Annotated in this window: 17 protein-coding genes; 9 read left to right on the top strand and 8 right to left on the bottom strand. The window is 65.4% G+C overall.

From position 1 onward, the window contains the following. Positions 1 to 81 precede the first annotated feature (81 nt). Entirely contained in the window at positions 82 to 507 is a 426-nt protein-coding gene (locus G0P99_RS07540) for an ester cyclase (RefSeq protein WP_164128772.1), read from the top strand. Between the two features lie 41 nt (positions 508 to 548). Here G0P99_RS07540 and G0P99_RS07535 read toward each other — a convergent pair whose 3' ends face one another. The 3 genes from G0P99_RS07535 to G0P99_RS07525 form a co-directional block, all read right to left on the bottom strand. Beyond that, positions 549 to 2,210 carry an FAD-binding dehydrogenase gene (locus tag G0P99_RS07535; RefSeq protein ID WP_164128771.1) on the bottom strand — a complete coding sequence of 554 codons (1,662 nt, stop codon included), beginning with the start codon at positions 2,208 to 2,210 and terminating at the stop codon, positions 549 to 551. 68 nt (positions 2,211 to 2,278) lie between these two features. Further along, positions 2,279 to 3,013 (bottom strand): glutamine amidotransferase, encoded by a 735-nt coding sequence (locus G0P99_RS07530; protein WP_164128770.1) that lies wholly within the window; start codon positions 3,011 to 3,013, stop codon positions 2,279 to 2,281. Between the two features lie 199 nt (positions 3,014 to 3,212). Beyond that, positions 3,213 to 3,953, bottom strand: coding sequence for a YebC/PmpR family DNA-binding transcriptional regulator (locus G0P99_RS07525; protein WP_164128769.1), 741 nt, complete (start codon positions 3,951 to 3,953; stop codon positions 3,213 to 3,215). Between the two features lie 203 nt (positions 3,954 to 4,156). On the opposite strand from G0P99_RS07525, the gene G0P99_RS07520 reads away from it, so the two are divergent. Genes G0P99_RS07520 through G0P99_RS07505 form a run of 4 tightly spaced genes read left to right on the top strand, consistent with a single transcriptional unit; the run spans position 4,157 to position 8,908 of the window. Further along, positions 4,157 to 5,101: a tripartite tricarboxylate transporter substrate binding protein gene (locus tag G0P99_RS07520; protein WP_164128768.1), complete on the top strand. Its 945-nt coding sequence runs from the start codon at positions 4,157 to 4,159 to the stop codon at positions 5,099 to 5,101. A gap of 10 nt (positions 5,102 to 5,111) precedes the next feature. Beyond that, on the top strand, positions 5,112 to 5,540 hold the full coding sequence (locus G0P99_RS07515) for a tripartite tricarboxylate transporter TctB family protein (RefSeq protein ID WP_164128767.1): 429 nt from the start codon (positions 5,112 to 5,114) through the stop codon (positions 5,538 to 5,540). Between the two features lie 27 nt (positions 5,541 to 5,567). After that, positions 5,568 to 7,073 (top strand): tripartite tricarboxylate transporter permease, encoded by a 1,506-nt coding sequence (locus G0P99_RS07510; RefSeq protein WP_164128766.1) that lies wholly within the window; start codon positions 5,568 to 5,570, stop codon positions 7,071 to 7,073. 59 nt (positions 7,074 to 7,132) lie between these two features. Further along, positions 7,133 to 8,908, top strand: a complete 1,776-nt coding sequence (locus tag G0P99_RS07505; protein WP_164128765.1) for an SLC13 family permease — start codon at positions 7,133 to 7,135, stop codon at positions 8,906 to 8,908. 3 nt (positions 8,909 to 8,911) lie between these two features. Here the strand turns inward: G0P99_RS07505 and G0P99_RS07500 are convergent, their stop codons facing one another. Both G0P99_RS07500 and G0P99_RS07495 read right to left on the bottom strand, forming a co-directional pair. Further along, on the bottom strand, positions 8,912 to 9,604 hold the full coding sequence (locus G0P99_RS07500; protein WP_164128764.1) for a nitroreductase family protein: 693 nt from the start codon (positions 9,602 to 9,604) through the stop codon (positions 8,912 to 8,914). 40 nt (positions 9,605 to 9,644) lie between these two features. Continuing rightward, on the bottom strand, positions 9,645 to 10,529 hold the full coding sequence (locus tag G0P99_RS07495) for a LysR family transcriptional regulator ArgP (RefSeq protein WP_164128763.1): 885 nt from the start codon (positions 10,527 to 10,529) through the stop codon (positions 9,645 to 9,647). 91 nt (positions 10,530 to 10,620) lie between these two features. On the opposite strand from G0P99_RS07495, the gene G0P99_RS07490 reads away from it, so the two are divergent. The 3 genes from G0P99_RS07490 to G0P99_RS07480 all read left to right on the top strand — a co-directional run bounded on the left by G0P99_RS07490 (position 10,621) and on the right by G0P99_RS07480 (position 13,250). Beyond that, positions 10,621 to 11,226: a LysE/ArgO family amino acid transporter gene (locus G0P99_RS07490; protein ID WP_164128762.1), complete on the top strand. Its 606-nt coding sequence runs from the start codon at positions 10,621 to 10,623 to the stop codon at positions 11,224 to 11,226. Between the two features lie 67 nt (positions 11,227 to 11,293). Then, positions 11,294 to 12,205 (top strand): DMT family transporter, encoded by a 912-nt coding sequence (locus tag G0P99_RS07485; RefSeq protein WP_164128761.1) that lies wholly within the window; start codon positions 11,294 to 11,296, stop codon positions 12,203 to 12,205. A gap of 40 nt (positions 12,206 to 12,245) precedes the next feature. After that, positions 12,246 to 13,250, top strand: coding sequence for a DUF1036 domain-containing protein (locus G0P99_RS07480; RefSeq protein WP_164128760.1), 1,005 nt, complete (start codon positions 12,246 to 12,248; stop codon positions 13,248 to 13,250). A gap of 19 nt (positions 13,251 to 13,269) precedes the next feature. On the opposite strand, the gene G0P99_RS07475 is transcribed toward G0P99_RS07480, so the two are convergent. Both G0P99_RS07475 and G0P99_RS07470 read right to left on the bottom strand, forming a co-directional pair. After that, the gene (locus G0P99_RS07475) at positions 13,270 to 13,902 is read right to left on the bottom strand and encodes a sulfotransferase family protein (protein WP_164128759.1); all 633 of its coding nucleotides are present in this window, start codon (positions 13,900 to 13,902) and stop codon (positions 13,270 to 13,272) included. Positions 13,903 to 13,995: 93 nt separating this feature from the next. Beyond that, positions 13,996 to 15,666, bottom strand: a complete 1,671-nt coding sequence (locus G0P99_RS07470) for a sulfatase-like hydrolase/transferase (RefSeq protein WP_164128758.1) — start codon at positions 15,664 to 15,666, stop codon at positions 13,996 to 13,998. 151 nt (positions 15,667 to 15,817) lie between these two features. Here G0P99_RS07470 and G0P99_RS07465 point away from each other — a divergent pair, with 151 nt between their 5' ends. Continuing rightward, entirely contained in the window at positions 15,818 to 16,213 is a 396-nt protein-coding gene (locus G0P99_RS07465) for a RidA family protein (RefSeq protein ID WP_176828106.1), read from the top strand. A 27-nt stretch (positions 16,214 to 16,240) separates the two neighbouring features. On the opposite strand, the gene G0P99_RS07460 is transcribed toward G0P99_RS07465, so the two are convergent. Further along, on the bottom strand, positions 16,241 to 16,585 hold the full coding sequence (locus tag G0P99_RS07460) for a DUF427 domain-containing protein (RefSeq protein ID WP_164128757.1): 345 nt from the start codon (positions 16,583 to 16,585) through the stop codon (positions 16,241 to 16,243).

Here is a 16,585-nt window from a genome sequence, read left to right as displayed (position 1 = left end):
GTCTGCTCGAAGGAGAGCACCCTCGACACAAGCCAAGCCGGACGGGTACCCTTACCCCCATATGGCAAGGGAGGCAAAGCCATGCATCCAACCGAAAAGGTTGTGCGCCAGTTTCACGAATCCTGGGACCTGCGCGACCCCGAGCGCGGTGCAGCCGTGATCGCCGAGGATTGCGATTTCGAAGACATAGCGCGCGGTGAAAAACTGCCGGGGAAACAAGCTTACAAGGCTGACTACAATCGCTGGCGCGAGGCCTTTCCCGACGGGCTGTGCAAGGTGGAGAATGTGATCGTCAGCCAATGTGGCGAATGGGCGACGGTCGAATTCCGCAACACCGGGACGCATACCGGGGTTCTGCGGTCCAGCCTTGGTGATTTCCAGCCGACCGGTCGGCGGGCCGAGGTGCGCTATTGCTCGGTCATGCGTGTTCGGGATGGCAAGGTGGTCGAAGGGCGCGACTATTACGACAGTGCCACAATTGTCCGCCAGCTGGGTTTTATGGACTAGGACTTTTCGGGGCGGACCAAATGCGGGCTTCTGCCTGATCCTCAGGCCATGGCCCGCGACCGCCCGGCATTGCGGCCCGAGAAGATGCAGCCGCCCAGGAAGGTGCCTTCGAGCGCGTTATAGCCGTGGTATCCACCGCCGCCGAACCCCGAGACCTCGCCCGCCGCAAAAAGGCCCGGCACCACCCGACCATCGGCGCCCAGCATCTGGCCATCCAGATTGGTATGCAGCCCACCCAGCGTCTTGCGGGTCAGCACATGCAGGCGCACCGCGATCAGCGGACCATTGGCGGGGTCGAGGAACTTGTGCGGCTTGGCGGTGCGGATCAGCCGGTCGCCGCGATAGTTGCGCGCGGCATGGATCGCCATGATCTGCGCATCCTTGGTGAATGGGTTGTCCATCTGCGCATCGCGCGCCTCGATTTGGGTGCGCAGATGGGCCTCGTCGATCGGCACCTCGCCCAGCTGGTTCATGCCGCGCACCAATTCGCTCAGGCTGTGGGCGACAACAAAATCCTCGCCATGCTGCTTGAAAGCCTCCACCGGCGCAGTTGCGGACTTACCCGACAGGATGCGCTGGCGGATCACCTCGGACCATCTGGCCGAGGTGAAATCGGGGTTCTGTTCCGAGCCCGAGAGCGCGAATTCCTTCTTGATCACTTTCTGGGTCAGCACGAACCAGCTGTATTCGTATCCGGTCTTGAGGATCTCGCGTAGCGTGGTCAGCGTGTCGAACCCCGGCAGGCAGGGCGGCGCCAGCCGGTTGCCGCGCGCATCGAACCACATCGACGAGGGGCCGGGCAGGATGCGGATGCCGTGGTCGGGCCAGATCGGATCCCAGTTGCGCACGCCCTCGGTGTAATGCCACATCCGGTCGCCGTTGATCACATGGCCGCCCGCCCGTTCCGAAATCGCGATCATCCGGCCATCGACATGGAACGGCACGCCCGCCACCATGTCGCGCGGCGGCTCTCCCAGCCGGTCGCGCGGCCAGGCTTTGCGCACCAGGTCGAAATTGCCGCCGATCCCGCCCGAGGTGACCAGGATCGAGGGGGCATAGACCTCGAACTCTCCCACCTCGTCGCGGTTGGTCTTTTGCCCGCGTTGGGCGCTGTCATCTGCCAGAACCTCGCCCGAGACCCCGGTCGCGGCACCGTGCTGCATGATGATATGGCTGACCTGATGGCGAAACCGCATCTCGATCCGGCCTGCCGCCACGTGGTCCCGCACCCGGCGCTGGAACTGCGCCAGAACGCCCGGCCCGGTGCCCCAGGTGATGTGAAAGCGTGGGACCGAGTTGCCATGCCCATTGGCATAGGAGCCGCCGCGCTCGGCCCAGCCCACCACCGGGAACCAGCGCAGGCCCATCGCATGCAGCCAGGGCCGCATCTCGCCAGCGGCGAATTCCACATAGGCCTCGGCCCATTTGCGGGGCCAGGCGTCCTCGGCGCGGTCGAACTGCGCGCTGCCCAGCCAGTCGCGCAGGGCCAGGTCGGCGCTGTCGCGAATGCCCATGCGGCGCTGTTCAGGAGTGTCGACCATGAAAAGTCCGCCCAGCGACCAGAAGGCCTGACCGCCCAGGAAACTCTCGGGTTCCTGGTCCAGCAGGATCACCCGCTTGCCCCGGTCGCCTAGTTCGGCGGCGGCAACCAGCCCGGCCAGCCCGCTGCCCACGATGATCGCATCGGCGGTATTCGCGCCCATATCCATCCTCCCTTGTCCTGGTGTCAGCCTAGGACGGGGGCGGGGCAACAGGCAACGGCGCCGTTGGGTCAGCCATAGCGCCGGGCAAAGCGGCGCAGGATCTCGCCCGGGGCAGTGACCTCGGCCGAATGGCAGAGCGTGATCAGCCGTTCGGCATCCTCGGGCGGGAAATAACCATGATCCTTGTAGATCTGGATGCGTTGTTCGAAATCATGCGCATCCGCTTCCGGGTGAAACTGGGTGGCATAGACATTCTCGCCCCAGCGGATCATCTGAAAGGGGCAGGGGCCTGAGGCAACCAGATGGGTGCAGCCCGGCGGCAGCGCCTGCACCGCCTCCTTGTGGCCGACATAGGCGTCGAAAACCGGGGGCAGGCCAGCGGTCAGCGGATCGGTCGCGCCGCTATCGGTCAGGGTGCAGGTCGAAGGGCCGACCGGCTCGCCATAGCGCACCTTGCTGACATCTCCGCCCAAGTGCACCGCCAGCACGCCCAGACCGTAACAGCAGCCCATGAAGGGATGATCAGCACCGGTGATCTGCGGCATCAGCCCCAGGATCGCCGCTTCGATACGCGCTTCGGTCGCGGGCTTGGTGGCGGGATCGTCGCTGACACAGCCGGGGCCGCCGCCGACGATGACGCCCGCGTAATCGGTCACATCCAGCCCCTCGGGCAGGTCCTCGCAATCCAGCCGGATGCGATGCGCCCGTTCCGGCCCGATCCCGCATTTGTCGAGGATCGAGGCGAACTCGGCATCGGCTGCATCGGTTTCGGGGCGCAGTTGCAGGATCAGAAAGCGTTTCATGGCGCTTCGTCTAACGCGCAGTGCCCTGCCGGGCAAGCGCACATGGCCAGCAGCGGGCAAGCGAGGCTCTGCCTCGCGCTCCGGAGTATTTGGGGCGAAATGAAGAGAGCAGGTCCTGCTGCTTCTTTCTGGTCGGAAATACTCCGGGGGAGTCGCCCGGAACGGGCGGCGGGGGCAGCGCCCCCTGCCTCGGCCGCGCTCAGAGCTCCGCCATAACCTCGTCGGAGGCCTCGAAATTGGTGGTCACGCGCTGTACGTCGTCATCGTCTTCCAGTGCGTCCACCAGCTTCATCAGCTTCTGCATCGCTTCAAGGTCCAGCTCGGTGGTGGTCGAGGGTTTCCACACCAGCTTGGTCGAATCCGATTCGCCCAGCTCCGCTTCCAGCGCCGTCGATACCTCGTTCAGGTCGGTATCGGCGCACCAGATCACGTGGCCCTCTTCCGAGCTTTCCACGTCTTCGGCGCCGGCCTCAATCGCCGCCATCATCACGGTGTCCGCATCGCCCACGGAGGCCGGATAGATCACCTCGCCCTTGCGTTCGAACATGAAGCCCACCGAGCCGGTCTCGCCCAGGTTGCCGCCATGCTTGGTGAAGGTCGAGCGCACGTTCGACGCGGTGCGGTTGCGGTTGTCGGTCATCGCCTCGACGATCACCGCCACGCCATTGGGGCCATAGCCCTCATAGCGGATTTCCTCATAGGCATCGCCATCGCCGCCGATCGCCTTCTTGATCGCGCGTTCGATATTGTCCTTGGGCATCGACTGGGACTTGGCTTCCTTGATCGCCAGGCGCAGGCGCGGGTTCTTGTCCGGGTCCGGGTCGCCCATCTTGGCTGCAACGGTGATCTCTTTCGAGAACTTCGAGAACAGCTTTGACCGCGCGGCGTCCTGCCGGCCCTTGCGGTGCTGGATGTTTGCCCATTTGGAATGGCCGGCCATGTGGAACTCCCGACGTATTTGGCTTGACCGCGCTTCTATAGACGAAGGGCCGGGGGGGCTTCAATCCCCGTTTGGCGCCCCGCCGGACTCACGAAAATTTGTTGGCTTGTTAAGTAATTCATGTTTTACTCGGGGCAGAGCCTACGACGATGCGACGCGGGCGCTCCCGTGGACGCAGGCCATGTTCAGGGAGGAACAGAACCATGACATTGCGCAAGACACTCGCCGCATTCGCGGCTGCGGCCAGTCTATTCGTGGCCGGGGTCGCCCAGGCCGAATGGGCGCCCAAGGGCAACCTGACGCTTCAGATCGGGTTCGGTGCCGGTGGCTCGACCGACACCATCGGCCGGGTCGTGGCCAAGGTGATGAAGGAACAGACCGGCTGGAACGTGATTGCCGAGAACAAGCCGGGCGGCGGCGGCGTCGCCATGTTCGCCGGGATCGCCAACCGCCCCGCCGATGGCTCGGTGGTCGGGCTCGGGGTCAACATGCCGATCCTGGTGAACCTGGTGAACAAGCCCGGAGAGTTGGGTTTCGATCTGGACAGTTTCGATTATCTCGGCACCGCGGCGCGGGCGCAGCTGGGCCTCTTTGCCCGTGCCGATGCGCCGTTCGACGATGTCGCCGGGCTGATCGAATATGCCAAGGCCAACGGGGCCGCGCCGCTGGCCTTTGACGCCAAGCCGCAGGAACTGGCGATGCGCCAGGTGATGGCGAAATCGGGGGCCGAGTTCCAGTTCCTCTCGACCAAGGGCGGGGCCGAGAACCTGAAACTGGTGCTGGGCGGTCAGGCCATCGCCGGTTTCGAGGCGGGCGAGCACCTGCCCTTCCTCGAAAGCGGCGAGATCAAGATGATCGCCAGCATGAACAACACACGCCACAACTATGCCCCCGACACGCCGACACTGCCGGAACAGGGCTATGACATCTATGTCGATCCGGTGTTCTTCTTTGCCGCCGCCAAGGGCACGCCCGAGGATGCCCGCATGGCGATAACCGAGGCGCTGGCCGCAGCGCTCGACAGCGAAGAGGTCAAGACGGTGGTGATGAATTCGCTGAAATCGCCGATCGAGAACATGGGCCCCGAAGGCACCGAAAAGATGCTGCGCGACGGGCTGGTGAACGTGGGCGCACTGTTCGGCAAGTGATGCGCTGGTGATGCAAGCCAAGACAAGCGACCGGCTCTTGGGCCTGTTCCTGATCCTGCTGGGGGTGGCGTTTTTCGCCAGCATCATCCCCTGGCAGGCGCAGGCGGCCGATTACGGCTGGCTCAAGCCGCGGACTTTGCCCCGCATCCTGGCGGTGGTGCTGGGCCTGTGTGGCCTGGCGCTGTTCATCCGCCCGCCGGGCGATGTGCGGCCGGGGCGGTTCTACTGGGCGCGCGCCATGCTCTTTGCCGGGGTTCTGGTGCTGGGGCTGGCGGCGATGTCGTGGCTGGGTTTTGTCCTGGTCGCACCCCCCATGGCGCTGGTGCTGATGTGGCTTGCGCATGAACGGCGACCGCTCTGGCTGATGCTGGGGGCCGCCGGAATGCCCGCCGCGATCTGGTTCACGGTGGCGGTGCTGCTCGACCGCCCGCTGCCGTAACCGCACCCTCATGACGAAAGGCCAAAGATGCCGGAACTGAGCGTCATACTCGCCGGGTTTGGCGATGCCCTTGCCCCGATCAACCTGCTGTTCATCCTGTTCGGCGTGGCGCTGGGGCAGTTTGTCGGCGCGGTGCCGGGGATCGGGCCGGTTATGGCAACGGCCATCGCCATTCCGTTTACCTTTGGCATGCACCCGCTCACCGGCATCGCCTTTCTGGTGGGGGTGAACAAGGGCGGGCTGGTCGGCGGCGCCATCCCGGCGGTGCTGCTCAATACCCCCGGCACGCCGGACGCGGCGGCAACCGCGCTTGACGGCTATCCGCTGGCGAAACAGGGCAAACCGCTCAAGGCGACCAAGATGGCGCTCTTTGCCTCGATCACCGGCGACACGTTCAGCGATATCGTGCTGATCACCGTCTCGGCGCCGATGGCGATCCTGGCGCTGCGCATGGGCCCGGTCGAGGTTCTGGGCCTGATGCTGCTCGCCTTTGCCGTCATCGCCGGGCTGATGGGCCAATCGCTGGTCAAGGGCGTGGTCGCCATCGCGCTGGGCCTGATGGCGGCGATGGTGGGCACCGATCCCGAACATGGCTCGCCCCGGCTGATTTTCGGCAATTACGAGCTTTACGACGGCCTGCCGCTGGCCTCGGTCGCCATCGGCATGCTGGCGATTTCGGAACTCCTCAAACGGCTCAGCGAGACAAGGGGCACCGTGCGCCCCGCGATCACCCTGCCGCGCAACCAGCCGCGCGCCGACCGCAGCGTCAGTTGGGCCGAATACTGGGGCTGCCGCTTCACCATGCTGCGCGGCGCGGTGATCGGCACCATTCTGGGCGCGCTTCCCGGCATCGGCTCGACGGCGGCGGCCTTCATGTCCTATGCCTCGGCCCGGCAGGCATCGAAAGAGCCCGAGAGCTTTGGCAAGGGCAGCCTGCACGGCATCGCCGCATCCGAGTCGGCCAATTCCTCGGTCATGGGGGCCAACATGATCCCGATGCTGACCCTTGGCATCCCCGGCAGCGTCAGCGCCGCGCTTATCATCAGCGCCTTCATGATCCATGGCATCCAGCCCGGCCCCTTCCTGTTCTCGCAGCAGGGGCAGCTGGTCTATGGCCTGTTTGGCGCGATGATCATCGCCAACCTGATCAACCTCTGGGTCGGGCAGCTTGGCTTGCGGTTCTGGGTGCGGGTGGTCTCGGCGCCGGAACCCTTCATCTTTGCCTCGGCGCTGCTGATGTGTTTCGTCGGCGTGGCGCTGGCTTCGGGCGGGCTGTTCGGCATCGGGGTGATGCTGGTCTTTGCGCTTCTGGCCTATGTCATGTCCGCCTTCGGCATCTCGGTGGTGGTCTTCATCATCGCCTTTTTCCTTGGACCCCGGCTGGAAATCTCGCTGTCGCAGACGCTGGCCCTGCTGAACGGCCAGCCGCAAAAGCTGCTCGATTACCCGTTCGCGCTGGTCCTGATGGCGCTGGCACTGGTCACTGCGGTGGCGCTGGCCCGCCGCCGCGACACCGAAAGCGAAACGCGCTGAGCCGGTGGCCCTTCCCTCCGGCGCGGGTTAGGCTGACCTGACTGCCGGAGATTTCGCCCATGACGATCGACCAGATCCTGCTCTTCTCTCTCTTCGCGGCGGTCTTTGCGCTGCTGCTCTGGGGGCGATTCCGCTACGATCTGGTGGCGTTTTCGGCGCTGATGCTGGGGGTGGTGCTGGGGCTGGTTCCGGTCAAGGACGCGTTTTCCGGCTTTGGCCATCCCGCCACCATCGTGGTGGCGCTGGTGCTGGTGGTCTCGGCCGGGCTGGTGCGCTCGGGCGCGGTGTTCCTGATCACCCGCACGCTGGTCGATGCCTCGCGCGGCCTTGGCGCCCATATCGCGCTGATGGGCGGCATCGGCGCGGTGCTTTCGGCCTTCATGAACAACGTGGCGGCGCTGGCGCTTCTGATGCCGGTCGATATCCAGACCGCGCGCAAGGCGGGGCGGGCGGCGGCGCTGACGCTGATGCCCTTGTCCTTTGCCACCATCCTCGGCGGCATGGTCACGCTGATCGGCACGCCGCCCAATATCATCATCGCCTCGATCCGGGCCGAGGCGCTGGGTGAGCCATACCACATGTTCGATTTTGCTCCGGTCGGCGGGGCGGCGGCGCTGGCGGGGCTGATCTTTGTGGCGCTGATCGGCTGGCGGCTGATTCCTACACGCGGCGGCGGCGCTGCCGAGGCGGCCGAGGCGCTGGCCGAATACATTGCCGAACTGACGGTGCCCGAAGCTTCGCCCCATATCGGCAAACGACTGGCTGAACTGGACGCCGAGGCAGAAAAGGCCGACGTAGCGCTCCTGGGCCTCATCCGCGACGGCCAGCGCCGCTATGGCCGCGCCGCCAACACCATCCTGGCCGCCGGCGATACGCTGGTGATCGAGGCCACGCCCGAGGCGCTCGATGAATTCCGCGCCGCCCTCAGCCTCGATTTCTCGGACAAGGAGCGCCAGCAGGCGCTGACGGCGGCGGGCGAGGGGCTGGACGTGATCGAGGTGGTGGTGACCGACGGCGCCCGCATTGCAGGGCGCACCGCGCAGGGGCTGGGGCTCAGCTGGCGGCAGAACACCGTGCTGATGGGCATCTCGCGCCAGGGCACCCGGATCACCCAGCACATTCGCCGGACCGAGGTGCAGCCCGGCGATATCCTGCTGCTGCTCTGCCCGCGCGACCGGGGCCCGGATGTGACCGAGTGGCTGGGCTGCCTGCCGCTGGCGACCCGCGGCCTGAGTGTGACGGCCAATGACAAGACCTGGCTGGCCATTGGGCTGTTTGGTGCGGCGGTGCTGGCGGCCTCGGTCGGGCTTCTCTATCTGCCGGTGGCGCTGGGGCTGGTGGTGGTGGCCTATGTGCTGACCGGTATCCTGCCCATTGCCGAGCTGTATGACCATATCGAATGGCCGGTGGTGGTGCTTCTGGGGTCGATGATCCCGCTGGGCGCCGCGCTCGAGGCCTCGGGCGGGACGCAACTGATCGCGGGTGGGTTGGTGACATTGACCCAAGGCTGGCCCGCCTGGGCCATCCTGACCGTGCTGATGGTGGTGACGATGACGCTGTCGGACGTGCTCAACAACACCGCGACGACCATTGTCGCCGCCCCCGTCGGCATCCAGATGGCCAATACGCTGGGCGTTTCGCCCGATCCGTTCCTGATGGCGGTGGCGGTGGCGGCCTCGGCGGCGTTCCTGACCCCGATCGGGCACAAGAACAACACGCTGATCTTAGGCCCCGGCGGCTATCACTTCGGCGATTACTGGCGCATGGGCCTGCCGCTGGAACTCTTGATCGTCGTCGTCACCATCCCCGCGATCCTGCTGTTCTGGCCGATGTAAGCGCTACTCGGCGAAACTCGCGATCTCGCTCAGCGGCTTCTTGATCTTGGCCACCTCGGGCACGGTCGCATCCTTCGCCGGATGCCCCACCGCGATGATCATCGTGGGTTTCTCGGACGCGGGCCGCCCCAGCGCGTCATTCAGGAACCGCATCGGGTTGGGTGTATGGGTCAGCGCGCACAGCCCCGCGTGATGCAGCGCCGCCAGCAGGAAGCCGGTGGCGATGTTGACGCTCTCGGGCACGTAATAGTTCTTGTAGCGGGTGCCGTCGTCGAACTGGCCCCAGCGCTGGGCAAAGACCACGATCAGCCAGGGCGCAACCGTCAGATGTTCCTTCACCGCATTGGTGCCGATGGGCTCCAGCGCCTTGATCCACTCGTCGCCCGCGCCCCCCGCATAGAACCGCCGCTCTTCCTCCTCGGCCTCCTCCCGGATCCGCGCCTTCAGCGCCGGATCGGCCACCGCCACAAAATGCCAGGGCTGGTGATTGGCGCCCGAGGGCGCGGTGCCCGCCGTGCGGATGCAAGCCTCGATTACCGCGCGCGGCACCGGCCGATCCGAGTAGTCACGCACCGTGTGTCGGCGCCGCATGGTGTCGTGAAACGCCTCGGCCGCGGCCAGCATCTGGTCGTCACTCATCTCGACCCGGTCGGGCAAGGGCAGGGCGGAATAACTGAGAGCGTCGCGGGCAAACATGGCGGATCCTCCAAGACTGTCGCAACCTTATCCGGCAGTCTCAGTCCGGGTTCAAGCCCAGCGCCGCCGCCCGCCGCACCGCGCGCGTCAGAGGCGCCAGCGCTGGGGTCAGCACCCGGCTCACCTGCCAGGTCAGCGGCACGTCCAGCGGCCGGTGAGGGATCAGCGGCACCAGATCCCCCCGGTCGAGCTGCCCGCGCACCAGGGCGCGCGGGTTCATCCCCCATCCCATCCCGGCCGATGCGGCATCGACAAACCCCTGCGAGGACGGCAGGTAGTGGCAGGGCGGGCTCAGCCGCGCGCCGGTCTGCACTTCGATCCAGCGCTGTTGCAGCCGGTCCTTGGCGTTGAAGGTCAGGCAGGGCGCGCGCTCCAGCGCCTCGGCCGTGACCCCGCCCGCGAACCAGCGTTGCATAAAGGCGGGGCTGGCCGTCGCGATATAGCGCAGCGCGCCCAGCGGATGCGCGTCGCAGCCCGGCACCGGCTTGTCATTGGCGGTGATGGCGGCCGCCACCTCGCCACGCCTGAGCCAGTCGGCGGAATGATCCTGATCGTCGATCACCAGGTCGAACAGCACATCTTCGACCCCGGTCATCGCCGCCAGAAACCAGGTGGCCAGGCTGTCGGCATTGACCGCGATCCGCACCCGCACCGGCCCGGCACCCTGGTCCAGCGCCAGATCGCGGCTCACCTGCGCCTCCAATAGACCCACATCCTCGGCATGTCGCGCCAGCCGCAGCCCGGCGGCGGTGCCGGTGCAGGGCGTGCCGCGATGGATCAACGGCAGGCCCACCCGCTCTTCCAGCGCGCGGATCCGCTGCGAAACCGCCGAAGGCGTCACCGACAGCGCGCTAGCGGCGCCCTCGAAACTGCCAAGCCGCAGGATGGCGGCCAGGGCCGCCAGATGCTGGGGATCGAACTGCATTAGGAAAACTAAATCACCGTCAGTATCTTTAACTGGCTTAAACTGCGTGCGCCGTCTAGTCAAACCCCGACACAATCAAGGACCATCGCCCATGTCGCCTGCCTTCTTCGCCGGATACGCGCTCAGCCTCGGGCTGATCCTTGCCATCGGGGCGCAGAACGCGTTTGTCCTGCGCCAGGGCATCCGGCGCGAGCACGTGTTCGTCGTCTGCCTGACCTGCGCCTTCTCCGATGCGCTGCTGATCACCGCCGGAGTGGCGGGCTTCGGCAGCCTGACACAGACGGCGGACTGGTTCGAACCGCTGATGCGCTATGGCGGCGCGGCCTTCCTGATCTGGTACGGCGCGCGCAGTCTGCATGCCGCCTTTACCAAGGTCGAGGCGCTGGACACAGGCCCCGCAAACGGAGCAAGCCTGCCGCTGCGCCCGGTGCTGCTGACGGTGCTGGCCTTTACTTGGCTCAACCCGCATGTCTATCTCGACACCGTGGTGCTGATCGGCTCGATCTCGGCGCAATACCACGACCGGCTCAGTTTCGGCATCGGCGCGGCGCTGGCCAGCCTCACCTTCTTCTTTGCGCTTGGCTATGGCGCACGGCTGCTGGCGCCGCTCTTTGCCCGCCCCCGCGCCTGGCAGGTGCTCGACACGCTGGTGGCGCTGACCATGTGGACCATCGCCGCCAAACTCCTGCTCACGTGACCCGCGCCGGAACTTGTTGTCATGTGAAGGGTTGCCCCGGTCGAAAATTGCGTGTTCAACCTCTGGCATGACCCTGGACCTGTCCCCCGACTCCCGCCCGGTTGCCGGTATCCTCTGGATGCTTGCGGCGGGGCTCTGCTTTGTGGTGATGACCGCGCTGGTCAAGTCGATGGGGCAGGGGATGCACCCGATCCAGTCGGCTTTCCTGCGCTATCTCTTCGGCATCGTCTTTCTGCTGCCGGCGCTGCGCCAGATCCTGTCTGCCCGGCTGACCCGCCGCCACTGGACCATCTTCGGCGTGCGCGGCGCCATCCACTCGGCGGGCGTGATGCTGTGGTTCTTCGCCATGACCCAGATCCCGCTGGCCGAGGTCACGGCGATGAACTACCTCACGCCGGTCTATGTCAGCCTCGGCGCCGCCCTGTTCCTGGGCGAGAAACTGGCCGCCCGCCGGATCACCGCCATCTTCGTGGCGCTGATCGGCGCTGCGATCATCCTGCGCCCCGGCTTTCGCGAGGTCTCGCCCGGCCATCTGGCGATGCTCGGCACCACGCTGACGCTGGGCGGTTCCTACCTGCTGGCCAAGGTCGCGGTCGATGATCTCAGCCCGGCCGTGGTGGTCGCGCATCTGTCGGTCTGGGTCACGGTGGCGATGATCCCCTTTGCCGTGGCGGTCTGGCAGACCCCCACCTGGCATCAGGTCGTGGTGCTGTTCACCATCGCCTGTTTCGCCACCGCCGGGCACTATTTCATGACCCTCGCGCTCAAGGCCGCGCCGGTGGCGGTGACCCAGCCGGTGACCTTCCTGCAACTGATCTGGGCCACGCTGCTGGGCGCGCTGGTCTTTGGCGAGGGGATCGACCCCTGGGTGATCGCGGGTGGTACGCTGATCCTGGCCTCGGTCAGCTTCATCACCTGGCGCGAGGCGGTGCTGAAACGCCGCCAGATCACCCCGCCCAGCATCGCGCCCAAGCTCTGAACGCTTGCCAGCGGCCCGACGCGCACCCTAGGCTGGCGGGATGAAACCAAACTCCATTTTTCCCCGGCTTTCCTTTCTGACCCTCTTGCTGAGCACGCCCACCCTGGCTCTGGCGGGGCTTGAGATCTGCAACGACAGCACCGCCACCCAATCGGTGGCGCTTGGCTACAAGAAAGATGCCGACTGGGTCAGCGAAGGCTGGTACATCTTCGAGCCGGGCCAATGCCTGACGGTGCTGACCGGCGATCTGAAGAACCGGTACTATTACGTCACCGCCACCGCCGACGGCTGGACCTTCGATCACGAGGATATCGCCTTCTGCGTCAGCCCGCAGGCTTTCGATATCACCGGCGACACGGACTGCCAGGCGCGCGGCTATGTCACCAACCTGTTCCGCAAGATCGACACCGGCAAGACCGCCAAGGACTTCCGCTACAACATCGGGCCCTACACAAGGCCCGAGACCCCGGCCGCGGCCCCGCCCGGCACCTATGGCGAGCCCTATTCCAACGCGGGCACGTTTCAGGAATGCGCCATCGGCGATGGCGGCTCCTATTGCAGCTTCTACGCCGACGGGTTCCTGATCTATGTCTACGACCAGCCCGAAACACCGGCGCATCTGATGGACGTCATGCGCGGCCTCGCCCCCGGCGCGCCGATCTCGGTCGAGGGCGACATGACCGCCATCTACGACAGCTCGGCCGAACTGATCGCGCGGTCGGTCACCACCCGCCCCTGGACCGAGGCCGACAGCCTGCTTGATGCCATGCAGGGCGACTGGCAATCGCTGGACGACCCGGCCGAGACACTGGAAATCACCGGGGCCGAGCGGGTCACCCGCTACAACGGCGACTACATCACCGCCGAAGCCATCAGCATCCAGGACTGGTGCGAGGACTTTCCCACTGGCGCCCGCTATCTCGCCCTGCGCGAGATCGAGACCGGGGAGACCGCCTGCTACGGGATAGAGATGCCTGAAGGCGACCGGATCGAGCTGATCTATGTGCCGCGCGGCAACCTGCTTCGCTACCGCCGGGTGCAGTGACCCGGCGGATACCGGGCCGTCAGGTCGTGATGCCCTGCTGTGCGCGGAACTCCTTGCTGCTGTTGGTATTCGGATAAGGCTCCTCCGGCACCGGAACGTCCAGGAAATCACAGAGCGGCCCCCAGCCGCTGCCGGTCTCGTAGACCAGCAGCCGGTCGGCCGGGAGGGTGTCGCGCACCTCGTCCACATGCGCCGTGAAAACGGCGGTGGCATGGGCGCGGTCGTCCATCCGGTTGTCAAAGATGTCCCGCGCGATGAAATCGGCGCACATCTCGGATATCGCGTTCATGTGAGCGTTGCTGTGCTTGCCGCGCATCACCGTCATGAACGGCCCGACCGTCGCCTGTACGCTGTCGAACCAGGCATCCGGATCGCGCACGCTCAGGAGCACCTTGGCATCCGGGTAATGCGCCGCCAGCTGCCGCCAATAGGCCGCACCGGGCCAGTCGACCTGTGACCGATAGCCCTGAAACATCGCGTCCCAGTCCACCGCCTCGCCCCGCGCGGCGGCCTCCCAGGCGGGCAGTTGTTGAGGATTGTCGCGTACCTCGAACATGTGGTGGCATGGGCCAAAGCCCAGGTGTTGCAATGCCAGTCTCAGTGAATTGGTACCCGTGCGGCCGAATCCGGCCCCGATGACCTCCAGCGCCATGTATCTTCCCCCTCGAAACATGCGGACTACGGATGCACAACGGTACTCCAAATCCGCGTGTCTGTCGCATGTTTTCCCAAGAGGGTCGGCAGGTCACTCCTTCGGCTTGACGATCTCCTGCCAGGGTTTCGCCGTGCGGCCCCGGTATTTCACCGTCAGCTCCAGGGCTGTGTCGTTCTCGTCATAAACGCCCAGAACCACGCCGCGCCGGCCCGATTTGCCGCGCATCTCGATCAGCTGTGCCTCTGACCGCGTGGTGCGCTGCGATGGCCGCCGCGCCCATTGGAACAGCTTGTCATACATGCCCGCGATCACGTCCCCGTGCGCCTCGCTCTCGCCCAGATCCACCAGTTCCTGCGGATCGTTCTCCAGATCGAAGAGCAGCGGGCGGAACCCGCCCTCGCAATGGATCAGCTTCCAGCGCGTATCGGCGATCATGAACATCACCGCGTCGCGCACCGAAACGCCCAACAGCTTGGCCAGCGGCGAGCCGGAATAGTCGTATTCGCAGATCACATAGTCGCGCAGCGTGCCCGCACGCTCGCCCCGCAGGATCGGCATCAGGCTCTCACCCTCCAGGATGTGGCCCGCCACCTCGCCGCCTGCGATCTCGACAAAGGTCGGCGCCAGGTCGATCGATTCCACCAGCGCCTCACAGACCGTGCCGCGCGTCGCGTCCGCCTCGGGGCTGGGGTCGTAGATGATCAGGGGAACGCGGGTCGAGGTATCGTGGAAAAACGTCTTTTCCCCCATCCAGTGATCGCCCAGGAAATCGCCATGGTCGCTGGTCAGCACGATCACCGTATCCTTGTCGCGCCCGGTCTCTTCCAGCCAGGCAAACAGCCGCCCCATCTGGTCATCGGCCTGCTTGATCAGCCCCATATAGGCAGGGATCACCGCCTCGCGCACATCCTGCCGCGAGAACGTCTGGCCGATCTTGGTGTCCATGAACGCCTTCAGCACCGGATGCGCATTTTGCCGCTCGGCCTCCGAACGCACCACCGGCAGCACATGCTCCGGCCCGTACATGCTGGAGTAGGGCTCGGGCACGATATAGGGCCAGTGCGGCTTGATATAGCTCAGGTGACAGCACCATGGCCCTTCGGCCTGCTGCATGAATTCGATGCCGCGCCCGGTCAGATAGGGGGTCTCGCTATCCTCTTCGGCGATATTGGCCGCCTCGGGAGAATTCTTCAGGAACCAGCCCGACAGCACGTTGCCTTCGGCATCCAGCCCCGAATTGGCAAAATCGTGCCAGGGGTTGTCGCTGTCATAGCCCTTGTCGCGCAGCCATTCGTTATAGGTCTTGGCCCCGTCCGGGTCATAGGCGCCATCCGGCCCCTCGGGCAACATCCCGTCGTCACGCTCGAACACGTCGAACCCGCATTCGGCGACCCGCGCCCCGATCAGGCTGTCGGGTTCCAGCCCCAGCCGGGCCATGCCCTCGGCATCGGCCCGCATATGGGTCTTGCCCACCAGCCAGCAGCCCATGCCTGCCTTGCGCAGGTGATCGCCCATGGTGATCTCTCCCACTTTCAGCGGGATGCCGTTCCAGCTCGCCCCGTGTGAATGCACATAACGCCCGGTATAGGTCGACATCCGCGAAGAGCCGCAGATGGGCGACTGGATATAGGCGCGGTCGAACCGCACCCCCCGCGCCGCCAGCCGGTCGATATGGGGCGTGTGCAGATGCGGATGACCGTAACAGCTCAGGTAATCCCACCTGAGCTGGTCGAACATGATGAAAAGGATGTTCCGGATCATGTGCCTGCTCCTGTCCGTGCCAGTCTGTGTGGAATGTACTTTAACATGTTAACATATTCCACCAAAAGACGCATCGGCGCCGAACGATTGCCGAACCGGAAAACCAAGGCTCATGCTACAGTTCCTTCACGGTCGTGCAAGGAGAGCGCCCATGTCCTTCAAACGTCAACTCATCTCGAATGGTAACCCGATGGAAGAGATCGTCGGCTTCAGCCGCGCGGTCAGGGTGGGGCCCTATATCTCGGTCGGAGGCACGGCGCCGGTGGGCCCGGACGGCAAGACCGTCGGCATCGGCGATGTCTACGCCCAGACGCGCCAGTGTTTCGAAATCATCAAGGCCGCGCTGGAACAGGCCGGCTCCGGCCTGCACGACATTGTCAGAACGCGCGTCATCCTGACCGATATCGACAACTGGAAACAGGCGATCGAGGCGCGCAAGGAATACTGCCGCGACACGCGCCCCGTGGACACGATCATGGCCATAAACCGGTTCGTGAACCCCGAATGGCTGGTCGAGATCGAGGTCGATGCGGTGGTTGCCGACTGACCTCGACTGACCGATGGGCTGGTCGCCTCAGATCTGCTCGACCTTGACGCTGTCGCCCACCACAAAGGCCAGATAGCCCTTGATCCGCTCCATCGCGGGCAGCGGGTTCTCATAGCTCCAGACCGCGTCCTTGGTCACAGACGAGCGGTTGACGATCGAGTAATAGCTCGCGTCGCCCTTGTGCGGGCAATGGGTGGTCTTGTCCGAGCGGTCGAGGAACGCCATGGCGATATCCTCGCGCGGGAAATAGATCACCGGATCATAGTCGCCCTCGCTCAGCTCCAGCGCATTTGCGCTTTCGCCCAGCACCGCGCCGCCCGAGCGCACGCTCCATTTGCCCGGCGCCTTGCGGATGGTGATATGGTCGCTCAT

Source organism: Ruegeria sp. PrR005, assembly GCF_010500245.1.
Lineage (GTDB): Bacteria > Pseudomonadota > Alphaproteobacteria > Rhodobacterales > Rhodobacteraceae > Ruegeria_B > Ruegeria_B marisflavi.
Note: the sequence above shows the minus strand (reverse complement) of the source record. Positions and strands in the feature narration are given on the sequence as shown.

Coding starts and splice junctions, on each gene's coding strand:
- G0P99_RS07505 (WP_164128765.1), top strand. CDS start 7,133: ATGACGATCGACCAGATCCTGCTCTTCTCTCTCTTCGCGGCGGTCTTT.
- G0P99_RS07465 (WP_176828106.1), top strand. CDS start 15,818: ATGTCCTTCAAACGTCAACTCATCTCGAATGGTAACCCGATGGAAGAG.
- G0P99_RS07515 (WP_164128767.1), top strand. CDS start 5,112: ATGCAAGCCAAGACAAGCGACCGGCTCTTGGGCCTGTTCCTGATCCTG.
- G0P99_RS07495 (WP_164128763.1), bottom strand. CDS start 10,529: ATGCAGTTCGATCCCCAGCATCTGGCGGCCCTGGCCGCCATCCTGCGG.
- G0P99_RS07490 (WP_164128762.1), top strand. CDS start 10,621: ATGTCGCCTGCCTTCTTCGCCGGATACGCGCTCAGCCTCGGGCTGATC.
- G0P99_RS07480 (WP_164128760.1), top strand. CDS start 12,246: ATGAAACCAAACTCCATTTTTCCCCGGCTTTCCTTTCTGACCCTCTTG.
- G0P99_RS07540 (WP_164128772.1), top strand. CDS start 82: ATGCATCCAACCGAAAAGGTTGTGCGCCAGTTTCACGAATCCTGGGAC.
- G0P99_RS07485 (WP_164128761.1), top strand. CDS start 11,294: ATGACCCTGGACCTGTCCCCCGACTCCCGCCCGGTTGCCGGTATCCTC.
- G0P99_RS07510 (WP_164128766.1), top strand. CDS start 5,568: ATGCCGGAACTGAGCGTCATACTCGCCGGGTTTGGCGATGCCCTTGCC.
- G0P99_RS07475 (WP_164128759.1), bottom strand. CDS start 13,902: ATGGCGCTGGAGGTCATCGGGGCCGGATTCGGCCGCACGGGTACCAAT.
- G0P99_RS07500 (WP_164128764.1), bottom strand. CDS start 9,604: ATGTTTGCCCGCGACGCTCTCAGTTATTCCGCCCTGCCCTTGCCCGAC.
- G0P99_RS07470 (WP_164128758.1), bottom strand. CDS start 15,666: ATGATCCGGAACATCCTTTTCATCATGTTCGACCAGCTCAGGTGGGAT.
- G0P99_RS07525 (WP_164128769.1), bottom strand. CDS start 3,953: ATGGCCGGCCATTCCAAATGGGCAAACATCCAGCACCGCAAGGGCCGG.
- G0P99_RS07460 (WP_164128757.1), bottom strand. CDS start 16,585: ATGAGCGACCATATCACCATCCGCAAGGCGCCGGGCAAATGGAGCGTG.
- G0P99_RS07520 (WP_164128768.1), top strand. CDS start 4,157: ATGACATTGCGCAAGACACTCGCCGCATTCGCGGCTGCGGCCAGTCTA.
- G0P99_RS07530 (WP_164128770.1), bottom strand. CDS start 3,013: ATGAAACGCTTTCTGATCCTGCAACTGCGCCCCGAAACCGATGCAGCC.
- G0P99_RS07535 (WP_164128771.1), bottom strand. CDS start 2,210: ATGGGCGCGAATACCGCCGATGCGATCATCGTGGGCAGCGGGCTGGCC.